The sequence below is a fragment of the Pseudarthrobacter sp. 1G09 genome (genome assembly GCF_050038305.1).
GTDB classification, from domain to species: Bacteria; Actinomycetota; Actinomycetes; order Actinomycetales; family Micrococcaceae; genus Arthrobacter; species Arthrobacter equi.
Genome location: NZ_CP188306.1, coordinates 440,812 through 457,339, shown reverse-complemented (window position 1 = coordinate 457,339; position 16,528 = coordinate 440,812). Strand labels below are relative to the sequence as shown.

General features: G+C 68.1%; 18 protein-coding genes. 8 read left to right on the top strand and 10 right to left on the bottom strand.

Annotated features, from left to right (window positions below; translation table 11 throughout):
- The first annotated feature begins 130 nt into the window (after positions 1-130).
- Both ACP3TD_RS02150 and ACP3TD_RS02145 read left to right on the top strand, forming a co-directional pair.
- Positions 131-694, top strand: a complete 564-nt coding sequence (locus ACP3TD_RS02150) for an RDD family protein (RefSeq protein WP_426765145.1) — start codon at positions 131-133, stop codon at positions 692-694.
- Between the two features lie 56 nt (positions 695-750).
- The gene (locus ACP3TD_RS02145) at positions 751-1,350 is read left to right on the top strand and encodes a hypothetical protein (protein WP_426765144.1); all 600 of its coding nucleotides are present in this window, start codon (positions 751-753) and stop codon (positions 1,348-1,350) included.
- Between the two features lie 5 nt (positions 1,351-1,355).
- Here ACP3TD_RS02145 and ACP3TD_RS02140 read toward each other — a convergent pair whose 3' ends face one another.
- The 3 genes from ACP3TD_RS02140 to ACP3TD_RS02130 all read right to left on the bottom strand — a co-directional run bounded on the left by ACP3TD_RS02140 (position 1,356) and on the right by ACP3TD_RS02130 (position 3,739).
- On the bottom strand, positions 1,356-1,940 hold the full coding sequence (locus tag ACP3TD_RS02140) for a histidine phosphatase family protein (protein WP_426765143.1): 585 nt from the start codon (positions 1,938-1,940) through the stop codon (positions 1,356-1,358).
- Positions 1,941-2,092: 152 nt separating this feature from the next.
- On the bottom strand, positions 2,093-2,962 hold the full coding sequence (locus ACP3TD_RS02135; RefSeq protein WP_426765142.1) for an HAD family hydrolase: 870 nt from the start codon (positions 2,960-2,962) through the stop codon (positions 2,093-2,095).
- A 222-nt stretch (positions 2,963-3,184) separates the two neighbouring features.
- Positions 3,185-3,739, bottom strand: coding sequence for a hypothetical protein (locus ACP3TD_RS02130; protein ID WP_426765141.1), 555 nt, complete (start codon positions 3,737-3,739; stop codon positions 3,185-3,187).
- Between the two features lie 875 nt (positions 3,740-4,614).
- Here ACP3TD_RS02130 and ACP3TD_RS02125 point away from each other — a divergent pair.
- Positions 4,615-5,151 carry a GNAT family N-acetyltransferase gene (locus tag ACP3TD_RS02125; RefSeq protein WP_426765139.1) on the top strand — a complete coding sequence of 179 codons (537 nt, stop codon included), beginning with the start codon at positions 4,615-4,617 and terminating at the stop codon, positions 5,149-5,151.
- A gap of 84 nt (positions 5,152-5,235) precedes the next feature.
- Here ACP3TD_RS02125 and ACP3TD_RS02120 read toward each other — a convergent pair whose 3' ends face one another.
- Together ACP3TD_RS02120 and serS are read right to left on the bottom strand one after the other, a co-directional pair.
- Positions 5,236-6,291 carry a hypothetical protein gene (locus ACP3TD_RS02120; protein WP_426765138.1) on the bottom strand — a complete coding sequence of 352 codons (1,056 nt, stop codon included), beginning with the start codon at positions 6,289-6,291 and terminating at the stop codon, positions 5,236-5,238.
- 178 nt (positions 6,292-6,469) lie between these two features.
- Positions 6,470-7,750 carry a serine--tRNA ligase gene (serS, locus tag ACP3TD_RS02115; RefSeq protein ID WP_426765137.1) on the bottom strand — a complete coding sequence of 427 codons (1,281 nt, stop codon included), beginning with the start codon at positions 7,748-7,750 and terminating at the stop codon, positions 6,470-6,472.
- Between the two features lie 90 nt (positions 7,751-7,840).
- Here serS and ACP3TD_RS02110 point away from each other — a divergent pair, with 90 nt between their 5' ends.
- On the top strand, positions 7,841-8,920 hold the full coding sequence (locus ACP3TD_RS02110; RefSeq protein WP_426765136.1) for a diacylglycerol/lipid kinase family protein: 1,080 nt from the start codon (positions 7,841-7,843) through the stop codon (positions 8,918-8,920).
- Positions 8,921-8,948: 28 nt separating this feature from the next.
- On the opposite strand, the gene ACP3TD_RS02105 is transcribed toward ACP3TD_RS02110, so the two are convergent.
- The 3 genes from ACP3TD_RS02105 to ACP3TD_RS02095 form a co-directional block, all read right to left on the bottom strand.
- Entirely contained in the window at positions 8,949-9,167 is a 219-nt protein-coding gene (locus ACP3TD_RS02105; RefSeq protein ID WP_426765135.1) for a hypothetical protein, read from the bottom strand.
- A gap of 94 nt (positions 9,168-9,261) precedes the next feature.
- Positions 9,262-10,242, bottom strand: coding sequence for a prephenate dehydratase (gene pheA, locus ACP3TD_RS02100; protein ID WP_426765134.1), 981 nt, complete (start codon positions 10,240-10,242; stop codon positions 9,262-9,264).
- Positions 10,242-10,568 (bottom strand): rhodanese-like domain-containing protein, encoded by a 327-nt coding sequence (locus ACP3TD_RS02095; RefSeq protein ID WP_426765133.1) that lies wholly within the window; start codon positions 10,566-10,568, stop codon positions 10,242-10,244. Before ACP3TD_RS02095 ends, pheA begins: the two co-directional genes overlap by 1 nt.
- 111 nt (positions 10,569-10,679) lie before the next feature.
- On the opposite strand from ACP3TD_RS02095, the gene ACP3TD_RS02090 reads away from it, so the two are divergent.
- From ACP3TD_RS02090 to ACP3TD_RS02075, 4 genes are all read left to right on the top strand, one after another.
- On the top strand, positions 10,680-12,089 hold the full coding sequence (locus ACP3TD_RS02090; protein ID WP_426765132.1) for an amidase: 1,410 nt from the start codon (positions 10,680-10,682) through the stop codon (positions 12,087-12,089).
- A 118-nt stretch (positions 12,090-12,207) separates the two neighbouring features.
- On the top strand, positions 12,208-12,438 hold the full coding sequence (locus tag ACP3TD_RS02085) for a hypothetical protein (RefSeq protein WP_091717348.1): 231 nt from the start codon (positions 12,208-12,210) through the stop codon (positions 12,436-12,438).
- Positions 12,439-12,549: 111 nt separating this feature from the next.
- The gene (locus ACP3TD_RS02080) at positions 12,550-12,753 is read left to right on the top strand and encodes a hypothetical protein (protein WP_426765131.1); all 204 of its coding nucleotides are present in this window, start codon (positions 12,550-12,552) and stop codon (positions 12,751-12,753) included.
- Between the two features lie 409 nt (positions 12,754-13,162).
- Entirely contained in the window at positions 13,163-13,603 is a 441-nt protein-coding gene (locus ACP3TD_RS02075) for a LapA family protein (RefSeq protein WP_426765130.1), read from the top strand.
- 144 nt (positions 13,604-13,747) lie between these two features.
- Here the strand turns inward: ACP3TD_RS02075 and ACP3TD_RS02070 are convergent, their stop codons facing one another.
- A complete protein-coding gene (locus tag ACP3TD_RS02070; protein ID WP_426765129.1) occupies positions 13,748-15,265 on the bottom strand; it encodes a carboxyl transferase domain-containing protein in 1,518 nt (505 codons plus the stop codon).
- Position 15,266: 1 nt separating this feature from the next.
- Positions 15,267-16,493, bottom strand: a complete 1,227-nt coding sequence (locus tag ACP3TD_RS02065; protein WP_426765128.1) for a CaiB/BaiF CoA transferase family protein — start codon at positions 16,491-16,493, stop codon at positions 15,267-15,269.
- Between the last annotated feature and the right edge of the window lie 35 nt (positions 16,494-16,528).

The window sequence follows — 16,528 nt, the reverse complement described above, 5'->3', positions numbered from 1 at the left end:
CGCAACATTTCAGCGGCGCAGGCACAACCACCAGGCACTGTCCACATGGGCGGCCCTACCCGTGGGCGGTGCAACCTAAGCACGATAGATTGGTGATGTTTCGGGCAAGTCGAACTTTGGGGGAACGGACGTGACCGACGTACACGGCACGGCAGCAACGCAGTCACGCGCGGAGGCAGCCCTGTGGAAAAGCGCCCGCCAGCGGGTCAAGACCTTGCGGAACGGGACGCGCATGGTCGATTCCACCATTTGGCGGACCGTCAAAGCTTGGGCCGTGGATTTCGGCATCGTAATGGTTCTTGCGATCGCGGCGGCCGTCCTGGCAGGAACTTCGGGAAGCGGGAATGCGGGCAAGGCCGCCGGCGCTGCTGCCGCCACCTGGCTCATCGCACCCTGGCTGTACGGGTTCTGCTGTGCGGGTGGACGGTCCTTGGGCTCGCTGGCCTCGCAGACGGAAGTGGTCCGGATCAGTACGGGCGAAGCGCCGGGATTCTGGCGGGCCGGGTGGGTCATGTTCGCGAGGACCGTCCTGTTCACCGTGATGATCCTTGTGCTGATCATCAGCACCGCGGAGGGCTCTTCACCCTCAGGTGCTGAACCGAAGGGACGGCACCTCACCGTCGACCGGAGGTTTCCGAAACTTCCGGCCGGAGCTCCGGAAGTCCCGCCCTACGACCGGTCCATAGCCGCTTGACCAGCCGTAATACTCCCCCTCGCACATTTCCTACTTACCGGTAGTGTGTACCCAGAATGTTCACGCTGACAATCAACCAGACGGACAGCCGGCGCGACGGTGACCGGGTGCCGCAGTTACTCAAGGACCTGCGGCACATTCCCGCGCGCCTGGACTTTGACCGCTCGGTCGAGGACGAAGTCCAAGGGATCGTTGAATGCCCTGAACAGGCGGTAGAGGCTGCGCTTGTCGCCCTCCGCAGCGGCCAGTGGTACGTGGGGATCGGCGTCGGGCCGGTCAATGAGCCGCTGCCAAACCAGATCAAAGATGCTTCCGGCCATGGCCTGGTGTATGCACGCCGGGCGGTGGACCGGCTGCGGAACAGCAAGGAGCGCGTTCCGGTGGCCGTCGAAGGGCCACTTGCGGACATTGCGCACGACGCCGAGGCGGTCCTCCGCCTGCTGGGCCACATCGTGCGGGACCGGTCGGGCGCGGAATGGCGGGTGCTTGACCTGCTGACCCCAGGTGTCCGCGGCCAGCAAAAGGCGGTGGCACAGGAGCTGGGCATCACCACCCAGGCGGTCAGCAAAGCCGTGGCCCGCGCACAGTGGAACGAGGAACACGCGGCCAGGCCGGCTGCTGCACGGCTGCTGGCGCTGATCCTCGAGGTGAGGTAGCGGCGCTACTTGGCTGTGGCAGCCATGACGGGCTCGCCGTTGAAGTATTCGAGCTGCCACCCATCGATGGCGTGGTGGTGCGCCAGGTTCAGTGCGGCGTTGTCCACGCTGGGCAGGGTTTCGCCGATGGCACGGCTGAGGCTGACGCGCAGGAGCGTGCCGTGGGTGACCACCAGGAGCCGCTGGCCGCTGAACTCCTCGGCGAGCGCTTCCAGGGCCGCGAGGCCGCGGCTCGCAGCTTCGTCCTCGCTTTCGGCCCCCTTAAAGCCGCCCGGAATCCGCAGCGCCTCCAGTTCGGGTCCGGCCTGCATGCCCTCGGCGGGCCCGAAGCTGCGCTCGGTCAGCTCCGGAACGCGCCGGGACACCTTAAGGCCCAGGCCTTCGGCGATGAGGTCAGCTGTTTCCGCGGCACGGCTCAGCGGTGAAGAGACGATCGCATCCCATTCGTACGGCGAAAGGACGGCGGCGGCGTCACGCGCCTGGCCCCGGCCCACCTCGTTCAGCGGAATGTCGGTGGACCCCTGCAGCCGGCGCTCGGCATTCCAGTCGGTCTGGCCGTGGCGGACGAGGGCAAACGTCGTAAGGGTCATGCCTTCCATTCTGCCTTGTACGCGGCTGGGTTACGGAACCGTGCCGGGGAATGGTAAGCCTGCACTCCGCGGGTACGACGGCGGAACGCTGGCCCACCGCCCGCTGTCAGCTGAGCGCTAGGACCAGATAGGGGACGGCGGCGAGCGGCTGCCTAGAGGAGGCTGCGCAGCACGTGCGCTGCGCCGTCGTCGTGCACGGAGTGCGTGACCTCGTCCGCAATGGCGATGACCTCTTCCGGGGCCTGGCCCATGGCCACTCCCCTGCCGGCCCAGCCGAGCATCTCGATATCATTCCTGCCATCGCCCACAGCCACCGTGCGGCTCGGATCAATGCCGAGCTGGAGGCGGAGGTTTTCCAGGGCGCTGGCCTTGGTAACTCCGGCGGCGGCGATGTCCAGCCACGCCGTCCAACCAACCGAGTACGTGACGCCGGCGAGGCCGATGTGCTCGATAGCCTCGTTGAACTCCTCGGGGGTGTTCTCGGTGCTGAACACCACCACGCGCACGGCCGTGGCCTCGAGCATGGTCTGGAAGTCGACGCCGATGGCTTCGACCCCAAAGCTGGCATCCTGGAACCGCTCGGTGGAGAGGAAGTTGCCGTCCGCGTCCTCGAGCGCGTACTTGGCTGAGGGGAGCCGCTCGCGGAGTGCCCGGAGGGCGGGTGCGGGATCGAAGGTGGCCTTGTGGATAATTTCGTAGCCGCCGTCGAGTTCGGGGTGCAGCCGCAGCGTCACGCCGCCGTTGCAGCACACCGCGTAGCCGCGCTCCACGCCGATCTTTTCAATAATGGGCAGCGTGGCGTTGAGGGACCGTCCGGTGGCGATCATCACCTCATGGCCGGCCTCCACAACGGCCTGCGCGGATTCCCGGACGGCCGGGGACATGTGGCCGTCGTGGTCCACCAGGGTGCCGTCCACGTCCAAGGCAACCATGAGTTGCCGGCCGTTGAGGGCGCTGTTGTTGGGTTCTGTGTTTCGCCGGTCATCGTTGCCGGCGACTGAGGTTTCAGTCAGGGTTGTCATTGTTCCAGTGAAACAGACACCCCCAAACGCCGCTAGGACGCGCGCCACAGGTTTGTTGAACAGCCGGTAAATACTCACAGGTTGCCCACGCTGTGAATGTTTACCCTGGGGCCGGCAGTCCGGGCTCGAATCCTGAGCTTGTTCGCAGATCCTGGCCTCGAGGGCTCTGACCCGCGAACAAGCTTAGGAATGGCGAGCCCGCTGGCCGGAGGTCCTGGTCAGTCAGCTGGATTGAGACGATCTGGAGGGCGCCACCGCACCTGACGGCGATGCGACCGGCCGGGGCGCGCTTGTTGCGGGAGGCACAGGCACGTCAGCCCAGGACGTATTGGCAGTCCTGGTTGATGGGCGGATCACGGCAGCCGTGCCTGCCGGCTGCCGGGCCGGCGGTGGGGATGCGGCGGCGGCGGGCTCAGTGACCTTCAGCCGGTAATGGAACATCATGCCGTCCTCGTTCTCGCGGCTCCCTGGGAGGCCGGCGACGGTCATCGAGGGGCCGGCCACGGCTTCGGCCCAGGCGTGGGCTTCGTCCCAAAAGACTTCCTGGGGCCAGCGCGGATAGTCGAGCAGCATGGCCACGGACAATGTCAGCTGCGGCGGCCCGTGTCCGGCGCAGGTGCCGAACCCCAGGATGTCCACCGACGAGCCTTCGGTGAGGAGCGACGGGTGCCGGGGCATCGTTGTCACGGCGCTTTCGAGCCCGTCGGCGTAGACGTCCCGATGAGCAAGGGAGCAGAACCGGGCACGGAAGGCGGCCAGGTCTGCTCCGCAGAGCATGCTGATCCTATGGGTGAGAGTGGCTGGCACACGGTCTCCTGTGGTGGCTGGGTGTTGAGGCTGCTGTTTGTGGTCCGGACAGGTGGCGCCACGGCACCTGGGCCATGCCGGTCAAGGTCCCGGGCGCTACTGCCGTAGGTTCCGGCGTGCGTGGTTCTGGGGTACCGGCTTTCGAAGTGACGGCTGTTGCTGTGCGTGGCAGTGGTGCGCCCGCTGCTGCCGTCCGGCGTGCAAGGCGGACTCCTTCGAGGTGGCCGAACATCCGGCGCGTGCCGGCGTCGCTCCTGATCCAGATCACGCCGGAATCGGCCGTTTTGGCGTCCACTGTTCCGTGGAGCGTGAACCCGTCAGGCAGGTGGACGTCAACCAGGTGCCCTGTGTCGAAACCGCGCCAGTCCTGGCCCTGATCAGCGGCGCCCCCGTGGCCACGGGCTGCCTTGCCCCCGGAGGATCTGCGCGGTTTGGCGGAGGAACCCCGCCGCCGTCGCGATCCCTGCCGCGCGTTCGCATCGGCACTGGGCCCGGCCGCATCCTTGCAGTGTTCGTCGCCAGCAGTTGCTCCGCCGGCCACTTCTTTGAGTGCCGCCGGCGCCGGCGGCCCCGGGTTTGCGTCCATTGGTTTCCCCCTGTTGATGCCTGTGCCACCACACAACCACCGGGGTGGGGGCATCACAACACTGGCCGCAATGCGCCGTCGCGCAAGGCAAAACATGTCCCCGTGTTGCCCTAAGTGGCTGCCGGAGACGCCCTGTTTCCCGCCGGTGGGAGGCGGCCTTACCCCACCGATAGCCTGTCGGTTCAAGGACCGGCCCAGCGCGGGTTGGAAGCACCGGATGACGAGGCAGGCCGAACCCCACGGCGAAAGGGCAGGAACGTTGACAGTCCCCACACAAGCATTGGAGACCGCCGTGATCCGCGCGGCCCGGAAATCCGAATATGAGGCAGTCGGTGAGCTGACCTTCCGTGGTTTTGGGCACCACCTTCCGGGAGCCAAGCAGCCCGACGCCGAGCGGCTGGACCTGCTGGTGGACGCCAAGGCCAGGGCGGCGGCGGGCGAGCTGCTGGTAGCCGAGGACACCACTACCGGCGAACTGCTGGGCACCCTGACGATGCTGCAGCACGGTTCGGCCCTGGCGCGCCAGGCCGAGCCGGGCGAAGCGGAAGTCCGGCTGCTGGCCGTGCTGCCGGAAGCACGGCGACGGGGACTCGGGTGGCTGCTGCTGGACCGGGCATCGGAAATCGCCGTGGCACAGGGCGCAGAGCGGATCGTCCTCGACACCGGCGTGGACAACCGCGGGTCCCAGAACCTTTATGAACGGTACGGCTACGTGCGCCGTCCCGACCGCGAGAGGCCCCGGCCCGCGCCCAAGGTCCAGCTCGCCGTCTTCACCCTGGACCTCGCAACCGGCTGACCACTGCACCCGGCCGCACATGGTGCCGCTTGCAACCAGCGCGCCGTCGAGCCGATACCTAAGCTTCTTCGGAGAACCGCGCCTTCACGGCTCTGACCGGCGAACAAGCCTCTGACCAACAGCCGCCGGCATGCCCACACCCGGGCGGAGTCCTGCGGCCAGCAGCTTCCGCCGGAGTTTGGTGGGATCCACCAGGTCGGCCCACCGCCAGCGGACGAAGCCGTGGCCCAGCGCTCGGATCCGGTCCTCGCGGAGCTTCTCCCGGTAGACCACTTCTTCAGCAGTGACCGCGCCCCGCTGCGCGGCCTCGACGTATTTGGCCTTGCCGTCGAACTCCCCCACCACGCCCTGCCGCGGCCACCAGAAGTCGCTCCTCCCAATGAAACCCGCACCGTCACTGAATACTTGCTGCAGCACGGGCTGCTCAAACCCGAGGAACTCAAACACGGCCCGGCTGTAGGACTCTCCGACGGACTCGGGCAGCGGGCTCGCAAGGGCAGCCACCCGTTCTGCGCGGCGCCTGCCAGCCGCCGAAGGAAGCTCTGCGATGCCGGCCGCAATTCCCGGCACGGACAGCAGGGTGGCTTCGGGGCCAAGGATCCCCGCCCCTCGAAGCGTGCGGGCAGCGCCGTCGGCAACCACCAGGGCCTGGTCCAGTTCCGCGGAGCCCAGGACATCCACCGTGGTCCGGATCAAACCCGAACACACGAATTCCCCTGGCCGGACCGGCTCCGCCACGGCTCCGAGCCGGTACCGGAGGGGGTAGGAACGGGTCCGCCGGACTTCCTCTGCCGCGCTGCTTTCGCCCAGGACCAGGAGCGTGGAGGTCCGGGTTCCGCTGCGGCTGGGAAGGGTCGTGGCCAGCTCAACGCAGGCCGGCGTCCCCAGCGCGGGCAACCCACTGGCGACGGCCGCCGTTTGCCCGCACAGGACCGCACCTTTGACGGACCTGGCCACGGCCGTCGTCGTCCATGCGAAGCGTTCGGAAGGGCGTGCCCGCAGCCAGTCCTCAGTGGACACGTAAAAGCCGCGCCGGATCCGGACCAGCTGGCCCGCGCGGAAGGCACGGTGCAGGGTGTCGGTGGTGGCGCCGGTGCGCAGGACGGCAGCGGTATCGATCAGTCCGGGCGGGATTTCCATCCCCACAGAATGCAGGTCAAACAGCCCGAGCGGCAGGCAGCGAAACCCTTATGTGGACAGCCGCCGGATCGCCTCCAAGGTGTCCTAAACCTGTTCGCGGGTCAGAACCGTAAAAGTTCGGATCCGCGAACAAGCCCAGGAAAGCAGCCCGGGACGAGGCAACCGGGAGAAGCGTTACCTACAGGACCGGAAGGACCTCAAGGCCGCCCAGGTACTTCTGCAGGGCCTTCGGCACGTTGACCGAACCGTCGGCGTTCTGGTGGTGCTCCAGCAGCGCAACAATCCAGCGGGTGGTGGCCAGGGTGCCGTTCAGCGTGGCTACGGCGCGGGTTCCCTTGGCGACACCCTCGGCGTTGACCGCACGCTCGCGGATGTTCAGGCGGCGGGCCTGGAACGTGGTGCAGTTCGAGGTGGAGGTCAGTTCGCGGTAGGCGCCCTGGGTGGGGACCCAGGCTTCGCAGTCGTACTTGCGTGCCGCGGAGTTGCCGAGGTCGCCGGCCGCGGTGTCGATGACCCGGTAGGGCAGCTCGCACTTGGCCAGCATTTCCTCTTCCCAGGCCAGCAGCCGCTGGTGCTCGGCGGCTGCCTCTTCAACAGTGGTGTAGATGAACATCTCCACCTTGTTGAACTGGTGCACGCGGATGATGCCGCGGGTGTCCTTGCCGTGCGATCCGGCTTCGCGGCGGTAGCACGAGCTCTGCCCGGCGTAACGGATGGGGCCGGCGGAGAAGTCCAGGATTTCGTCCGCGTGGTACCCGGCCAGGGCCACCTCCGAGGTGCCCACCAGGTAAAGGTCGTCTTCGGCGAGACGGTAGATCTCGGCGTCGTGCTTCACGTCGAAACCGGTGCCCTGCATGGTCTCAGGGCGCACCAGCGTGGGCGTGATCATGGGGATGAAGCCGGCCTCGATGGCCTGCTCCATGGCCATCTGCAGCAGCGCCATCTCCAGCCGGGCACCGACGCCGCGGAGGAAGTAGAAGCGTGAACCGGAAACTTTGGCACCGCGTTCCATGTCGATGGCGCCGATCAGCTCGCCGATCTCCAGGTGGTCCTTGGGCTCGAAGTCCGGGAATTCGCGCGGGGTGCCGACGGTCTTGACCACTACGTAGTCGTCCTCGCCGCCTTCGGGAACACCGTCCTCAACAAGGTTGGGGACGGTGCGCAGCAGTTCTTCCTGCTTGGTCTGCGCGGCGTCAGCCTCGGCGGACGCGGCCTTGACCGAGTTGGCCAGTTCCTTGACCTCGGCCAGCAGTGCCTGCTTTTCCTCGCCCTTGGCCTGCGCCACCTTCTTGCCGAACGCGTTTTGCTCGGCCCGGAGGTTTTCGAAGCGGATCAGCGCGGCACGGCGGGCGGAGTCCGCGGAGATGATCGCGTCCACCACTGATTCGTCCGCGCCGCGGGCGCGCTGGCTGGCACGGAACTTGTCCGGGTTTTCGCTGAGGTCTTTTACGTCGATCACCTCACAAGGGTATCCAATACAGCGCACGACGGCGGGCGGCCGGGGCGGCCGGGTCCGGCGCGCCTTCCGCCGGGCTACTGTGGAACCACCATGAGCGACTGGATTCTCTACCTGCTGACAGCGGTGGCCCTTGCCTTTGCCATCTCCAGCTGGTGGGGCGTCCGCAGGCTGAAGGCCCTGCACATGCGCAGCGCCGTGGCCGGCGAAACCTATGACCCCGGCCTGGAAAAGCAGCGGGTGGCGGTGATCATCAACCCCATCAAGGCCCGCGCGGCCGAGGCAAGGGCGGCCATCCAGCGGGCCTGCCTCACCGCCGGCTGGGATGAGCCGGCCATTTACGAGACCACGGCCGAGGACCCCGGTTTCACCCAGGTGCAGGCGGCACTGGCCACCAAGCCCGACGTCGTCCTGGTGGGCGGCGGCGACGGCACGGTCCGGGTGGTGGCTGAAGCACTGGCGCACACGGATGTGGCCATGGGGCTGATTCCGCTGGGGACGGGCAACCTGCTGGCACGGAACGTGGATGTGGACGTCACGGACCTGCACGGTTGCGTCCAGACCGCGCTCTTCGGCCGGCAGCGCTCCATCGACACGGCCCGGATGGCCATCGAAAATTCCCGCACGGGTACCTATTCGGAGCACGTTTTCCTGGTTATTGCCGGGATCGGCATGGATGCAGAGGTCCTCGCGGATACCAACGACGGCCTGAAAAAAGCGGTGGGCTGGCTCGCCTACACCGAGTCCGGCATGCGGCACCTGCCGGGCCGGCGCAAAAAGGTGTCCATCTCCCTGGACGGCAGCCCGGAACAGGTCCGGAACATCCGCAGCGTGCTCTTCGCCAACTGCGGCCTGGTGCCGGGCGGCATCGACTTCATTCCGCAGGCCATGATCGATGACGGCATGCTGGACGTGGTGGTGATGAGCCCCCGCAGCGCGCTCGGCTGGCTGCTGATGTACGGCAAAATCATGTTCAAGCACAGCGGAAAGCTGCCGATCATGACCGTGTACCGGTCCGGCAGGATCGTCATCAAGTGCCCGGAACCGATGCCCACGCAGCTGGACGGCGACACGTCAGGTGAGGCCACCAAGCTCACGGTTCAGGTGCAGCCGGCGTCCCTGCTGGTGCGGGTCCGGGGGATCTCCGGGCCCGACGGCGGGGCTGCCGCTTAGCGGATCAGCCGCCGGGGCGGGGCAGGACTCAGTGGTGGTCCGGCTTGGGTTCCTTGGCGGCGTCGGAGGCGCCCCTCGCGCGGGCACGTTCCTCTGACTGCTCGCGGATCATAGCCTGTTCCTCTTCGAAGCGCAGGCGGTCGGCGCGGTCGGCGTCATCGCCATCCCAGTCCTGGTTGTCGGCGGAGGGCTTGGGGTTGACGATCATCCCCTGGCCATCGTTCTCGGTGCTGCTGCCGGCTGACATGACCCGCTCCCTTCGTTAGGGGCCACTCTTCATGTGGATCAGGCAAGCATACGCACAGTGCACAACCCGGGGAAGTACCCCGGGTGGCATTTACCTACGCTGTGGGCGAAGGCCTGGAACCGCTTTCCACCTGCAATGATTCCGTGTCCAGTATGGATTCCACCCAGTTCCGGGACGCCGCGAAGGCCCGGTCCGAGGTGTGCGCCTGAACCTCGATGGGCTGCCGGTCAGCCCGCGGGTATGAGCCGAGGAAGCGGGTTGCGGGGCTGATGCGGTGGAGCCCGGCCAGCGCGTCAGCCATCCTTGCGTCGCCCACATGCCCGTCGGCGTCGATGCTGAAGAAGTAGTGGCCCAGGTATTGGCCGGTGGGCCTGGATTCGATCCGGCTCAGGTTCACGCCGCGGTTGGCGAACTGGTCCAGGATTTCCATCAGGGCGCCCGGACGGTCCTCAGGCAGCGGGACCGCCACCGTGGTCTTGTCTGCGCCCGTGCGTTCCGGAAGCTTTCCGGGACGGCTCACCAGTACGAAGCGGGTGACTGCGCCCGGGTTGTCGCCAATGTTCTCGGCCAGCACCGGGAGGCCGGGCTGCTCCTGGGCAACCAGGGGCGCGCAGATGGCGGCGTCGTAGTGGCAGTCAGGTTCCAGCAGGCCCAGTGCGGCAGCAGCCGTCGAGGATCCGGGGACGTATTCCGCACCTGGAATATGCCGCTCCATCCAGAGGCGGCACTGCGCCCACGCGTGGCCATGCGTGGAGATCCGGCGGACGTCGCCGAGGCGGGTGCCGGGACGTGCCACCAGAACGAAGCTGATGGGCACCAGCACTTCCCGGACAATCCGCAGTTCCTGGCCGCCGGCGATCGCGTCAAGGGTGGCGGTGACTCCGCCCTCCACGGAATTCTCGATGGGCACCATGGCAGCATCGGCGGAGCCTTGCCGGACGGCATCCAGGGCGGCGTTCACGTTGGAGGCCGGCACCCTGACGGCGTCCCCGGCACCCGGCACCTGCATCAGCGCCGCTTCGGTGAACGTTCCTTCGGGGCCGAGGAACGAATAGGTGGGCACAGGGCCGGGCACTAAAGCACCATCGGCTTAAGCCCGTTGTCGGAGACCAGGGGCTTGCCCGACTCCAGCCACTGGTCCATGCCTCCCGAGACGTTAATCGCCGTATAGCCCTGCCCGGTCAGCCACTGCGCGGCACGGAACGAGCGGCCGCCGGTGCGGCAAATGACGTAGACGTCAGCGTCCGGGTCGAGCTCTTCGAGCCGGGCCGGAATCTGGTCCAGGGGGATGTGGAGGGCACCTTCTGCGTGGCCCGCAACCCATTCGTAGTCTTCACGGACGTCCAGGATGACGGCGTCATCAGGAACATCGTTGACGGGTACGGAATCGAAGTCGCTCATGGGGAATCCCTTCGTGGCAGATCGAAAGTCAGCTTCAAGCCTAGTGCTTACACCCGGCCGAAGGGCCTGCGGCGGGGCACGTTACGCTTCTAGGAGACCCCAGGAGGACCAGTGACCGAAGAGCTCCACAGCCTCTCCGCCGTCGAGTTGCGGGACGCCCTGCGCGGCGGCCAGGTCTCAGCCGTGGATGCTGCGGAACATTTCCTGGCCCGGATTGGGCAGCGCAATCCGCTGCTGGGAGCCTTCATCACCGTGACAGCGGAGCAGGCCATCGAACAGGCACGTGCCGCGGACGCCCGCCACGCCCGCTCCCGCACCGCGCAACTGCCTCTGCTTCACGGGATGCCGCTGGCCTTCAAAGACCTGACCGATGTTGCCGGCGTGGTGACCACCCACGGCAGCGCCGCCCTGGACCACAAGCCCGCACCCGCGGATGCGCCCCTCGTGGCGCACCTCCGGGAAGCCGGCGTCATCTCCCTGGGCAAGACGCAGGTGCCCGAATTCGGCCTGACGGCCTACTCCGAAAACCGCGTTGCACCGCCGTCGCGCAATCCGCATGCCCCCAGCAGGAGCTCGGGCGGCTCCTCCGGGGGCAGCGCTGCCGCCGTGGCCGCAGGCCTGCTGCCCTTCGCACCCGGGACGGACGGCGGCGGTTCCGTTCGCATCCCGGCGGCGGCCTGCGGGCTGGTGGGCCTGAAGCCCGGCCGCGGCGCCGTGCCCAGCGGGGAAAGCCAGGGCGATCCCGCCCGGCTGGTGGTGGCAGGACCGCTGGCCAGGACCGCCGCCGACGCCGCCCTGATGATGGACGCGCTGGTTCCGGATGCCGGCTGCCTGGCTGCCCTGGAGCGGGAGCCGCGGAAGCTCCGCATCGGCGTCACGCTGGACAGCCCGTGGTCGGCGACGTTCCCCTTCACGCCTGATCAGGAAGCCCTGGACGCCCTGACGGCGGGCGAGCGGCTCCTGGAACACGCGGGGCATACGCTCGGTGAAGCGGCGATCCGCTACGACAACAGGTACCCCGATGCATTCACCACGGCCTGGACCGCCGGGGTAGGCAGCGCCCGCATCAGCCCGCACCGGGAAGCGCTCCTCGCGCCGCTGACCCGCACCTTCCGTCGCCGGGCACAGCAGCGGAGCCCCGCCAAGCTGTCCGAGGCCCTGGCCTTCCTGCGGCAGTTCCAGCACGACACCGTGGCGCAGTACGCCGAATGGGACCTCATGCTGATGCCTGCCCTGGCACAGACGCCCCGGCCAGTGGGCTGGTTTACCGGAACGGGCCACGGCGGTGAGCGCTGGCCGTCGGCGCAGTGGCCGGGGGACGCCGACGGCGACTACCGGAAGCAGTGCGAATTCGCTCCCTGGTCCTCCATGGTCAACGTGTGCGGACTGCCGGCCATCAGCCTCCCGGTCCACTGGACAGAAGGTACCCCGGGCCAGGGGCTGCCGATGGGAATCCAGCTGGTGGGGCCCCTGGGCTCGGAACAGCTGTTGCTGCAGGTGGGGCATCAGCTGGGCCTGTAACGGTGCCCGTCCTGTTGATCTGGTCCTAACGCTCCCTTAACCCGCACGTAACCCGGCGGGAGCAGACTGGAAAGGCGTCACGTCCATCCAGCCACCGCTCGACGGGGAGTTGCCCACTATGAACGCCGAATACCCCACCACCACGGACGCCGGCATTTCCGGGCAAGTGGACGAAACGCGGCCAGACCTGAGCAACGCCAACGTCCGTGAGGACCTGGCGCTTACCGGCCGCTGCGCCCTGGTCCATCTGCCCTCCGGCAGGACCTGCCTCCTGCCCCTCCGCCACCCGGGGCCGTGCGATTTCCATGGGCCCGCCGAGGCTGCGGACGTGGTCTCCGCCAGCCAGTAGCCTCCCCCTCCGCAGTGTCGCCGCCCGGGCCGGGATCCGTTCCGTCCGGGTGTCGACTCCCGGGCTTTTCGGGAGGACGATTAAAGCGCAGTCACTGGAAGGAGGTCTGTGATGTGCTACGGATACAACAAGGATTTCGGGCGGAGCGACAGGAAGGAAACCAGCCGCAAGCCTGAAGCCAAGCAGGAAACCCCGGTAGGAACTCCGGAACCGCGGGTCAAGGCACAGGACTACACGTTCTGGGCTTTCCCGAGTTGGCGCAGGTCGCCAACACCCCACACCCCGTCCGCAGAGCGGAGCGAGGAGCGGGTCTGACGCCGCAGCATCCGGGACGGGCCTCCGCGGCCCGTCCCGTCCCGCCCCGCTGGAGCGGGATAGGTACTCCTTGTGGCAACGCCTGCCTTAGGGACGGGGCGAGAAAAGCCCGGGAGTTAGGGGCAAGATCCCATGTGCGGACGCATGCTCCCGCGCTCCGGCAGATGGGTTCCACAGGGGAAAATCGCGGTATGCGCGCAGCCTACGTCCACGGGGCTCGCGGACGGCGCCGGCCGGCACGACGTGCGGTGGACTGTGCTGGCGGATGAAGCGGGTGAATTGACGGCAGCGGAACGCATCCACGCTGAACGCCTTTGCCGGCACCTGAAGCGATATCTGTTGTGCTGCGCCGAACCCCGCGGCTAGGGTGGGGTGATAAGCATGCTTATCATCAGGAAAGGGGATGAACATGAGCGCCGGACAGACCACGCCAGAATCCAACGGACGGCAGGAGCCAGGGCCCGGAACATCCTCCTCCGGCCCCGCAGGCGGTGCCGACAGCACAGCCCCCTACAGCAATGCACCCTCGTACTCCCCGGATACACCCGCAGCAGGCACCGCCACCGTGCCAACCAGCGGCCCGGCCCAGCGCCAGGTCACCCGGACCGGTGTCATCTGGGCGGCCGTGGTGGCCGCACTGGTGCTGCTGATCCTGCTGATCATCTTCATCCTGCAGAACCAGGAGCAGGTGCTGGTGAAGTTCCTGGGCCTGGAGGGATCCGTCCCGCTGGGCATGGCGCTCTTCATCGCCAGTGTGACCGGCGGGGTTTTGGTGGCGGCGGCCGGCGGCGCCCGGATCCTGCAGCTCCGGGCCAGCGCACACCGGGCACGGGTTCGGCAGCGCCGCTAAAGCAGCAGCGCCAGTAGAGCCGCGGCCGGCACCGAATCGCCGGTAGGGCATCCAACTGAGGCAGCCCAACAAAAGGCGACCAGCACCCAAGCAGTACCGAAAAAGCGGCGGGCACCGTACGGTGCCCGCCGCCGCCGTCAGGGCTTAGCTGCCGAGGTTCCGGAATTTCCTTGCCCGCGACGCCACCAGTTGGGACACAGGCACCGCGGCAACGGACGCGAGCTCGTACTCAATGGCGTGCGCCATCCGTGCGCAGAATTCCCGCGGTTCGAGGGACGCGTCGTGGCGCTCGTCCACAATGTGGTCCACTAGCCCGTTGGCATACAGCGACGCCACGTTGACGCCCTGCGCCTGGGCCATCGCGGGGGCGAAATCCGTGGTGCGGTGGACAATCGCGCTGGCGCCCTCGGGCGGCAGCGGCGACAGCCAGCTGTGTTGCGCCGCGATGGTCCGGTCCGCCGGCAGCAGGGCCAGCGCCCCTCCCCCGGCGCCCTGGCCCAGCAGTACCGAGACCGACGGCGATTCGAGCCCGATCAGTTCGTGCAGCGAGCGGGCGATTTCCCCGGCCAGACCGCCTTCCTCCGCTTCCTGTGAGAGGGCCGCTCCGGCAGTGTCGATAACCGTGAGCAGCGGCAGCCGCAGTTCCTCTGCCAGCTTGGCGCCGCGCCTCGCCTCGCGCAGCGAACCGGGCCCCATCCCGGCGGCATTCTTCCGGAGCGGACGGGCGTGGCCCAGCACGATGCAGGACTGCGTGCCGAACCGGGCCAGGGCCAGCAGCAGCCCGGGATCCTTTTCGCCCTGCCCGGTGCCGTTGAGCGGGAGGGCGTCGCTGGCACCGTATTTGAGGAGCTGGCGGAGATCGGGCCGGCGCGGCTGCCGGGAAATCTCGATGGAGGTCCAGGCGTCCACCTCGGCGGGCCGGACGGCCAGCGTGGCCGGGGCCTCAGGCCAGGCAGCGGAGCCTGAAGCGCGGCGGGGCATCAGGATGTCCAGCGCCCGGCCCACCAGTTCGGCGAGCTTGCCGGGTTCCACCACGCCGTCGATCAGGCCCTTGCCGAACAGGTTCTCGGCCACCTGGACGTTCTCCGGGAAGGCTTCACCGTGCAGCGCCTCGTAGACCCGCGGGCCCAGGAACCCCAGCAGGGAGCCCGGCTCAGCCACGTTGATGTGGCCCAGGGATCCCCAGGAGGCCATGACGCCGCCGGTGGTGGGGTGGCGCAGGTAGACCAGGTACGGCAGGCCTGCCTGCCGGTGGGCCCGGACGGCCGCGGTGATCTTGACCATGGACAGGAACGCCAGGGTGCCTTCCTGCATGCGGGTACCGCCCGAGGCGGTGCCGGCCAGCAGCGGCAGGCCCTCGGCCGTGGCGCGCTCCACAGCAGCCACAATCCGTTCGGCAGCGGCGTGGCCGATCGAGCCCGCCAGGAAGGAAAATTCGCTCACGATCAGCGCCACCCGGCGGCCGCGGATCAGTCCGGCGCCGGTCAGCACTGATTCGTCGGTGCCGCTGCGTGCCCGCGCCCTGGCGAGGTCGGCGGCGTATTCCCCGCTCAGGGCCGGCTGCTGCGGTTCGGCATCCCAGGACGTGAACGAACCGTCGTCCACCACGGCGTCCAGCAGTTCGGCGGCGCTGAGGTGGCGCACCTTTTCCGACGTCGGCATGCTATTCCGCCCCGGCCGGCGCGTCCGCGGCAGCGACGGGAACCAGCCCCAGCCACTCCCTGATGGATCCGCCGTCGGCGTCCAGGAGCGGCGGCGCAGCGTGGTCCGTCACGGTCGTCTCCGCGGCGTCGCCCTGGGCGAAGAACCGCAGCGGCGGACCGGGCAGGCTGACCGTGCCAAGCAGGGGGTGTTCCACATCCACCACCAGGCCCTGCGAGGCCACCTGCTCCCAGGCGTACACCTCGTCCAGCGAGCGGACCTTCCCTGCCGGGATCCCGGCGTCGTTCAGCTTCTCCAGCAGTTCCACCGCGCCGTACTGGGCGAAGGCGCGTTCGACGGCGTCAATCACCTCCTGGCGGTTCCGCACCCTGTCGGCGTTGCTGGCAAAGCCTGGCGCGGCGGCGTCCAGGCCGAAGGCGGCGGCGAAGGAGGCCCACAGCTTCTCGCTGCCCACGCTGATCTGGACGCTGCCGTCCTTGCAGCTGAACAGGCCGTAGGGCGCGATGGACGGGTGGTGGTTGCCCTGTGCCTGCGGGACTTCGCCGGCCACGGTGGCGCGGGTGCCCTGGAAGGCGTGGACCCCAATAAGGGAGGCGAGCAGCGAAGTGCGGACCACCTTGCCCTGGCCGGTGCGTTCGCGTTCAACCAGCGCGGCCAGCACGCCGGCGGCGCCGTTCATGCCGGCCAGCAGGTCGGCGATCGGCACGCCTACGCGCTGCGGATCGTCCGGGCCCGACCCCGTGAGGGACATCAGCCCCGCCTCGCCCTGAAGGATCTGGTCGTAGCCGCTGCGCTGGGATTCGGGGCCGTCATGGCCGAAGCCTGTTATGGAGAGGATCACCAGCCGCGGGTTGAGCTCGTGCATGGCGGCGGTGGAGAAGCCCAGCCGGTCCATGACGCCGGGCCGGAAGTTCTCGATCACCGCGTCCGCCCGTTCCAGCAGCCCGCGGAGCACTGCCTGCCCGTCACTGCTCTTCAGGTCCAGGCTGATGGATTCCTTGTTCCGGTTGCAGGACATGAAGTAGGTGGACTGCAGGTCATCCTCGGGGCCCACGAAGGGCGGTCCCCAGCCGCGGGTGTCATCGCCGGTTCCGGGGTTCTCCACTTTGATGACGCGTGCGCCGAGGTCGGCGAGCATCATGCCGGCGTGCGGGCCGGCCAAGGCACGGCTCAGGTCGACGACGGTGTGCCCGGCCAGGGGGCCTTGCTGACGGTCAGCTGCATTCATGTGCTGGTTCCTTTACTGAAGTGCGTGGCGCGGAG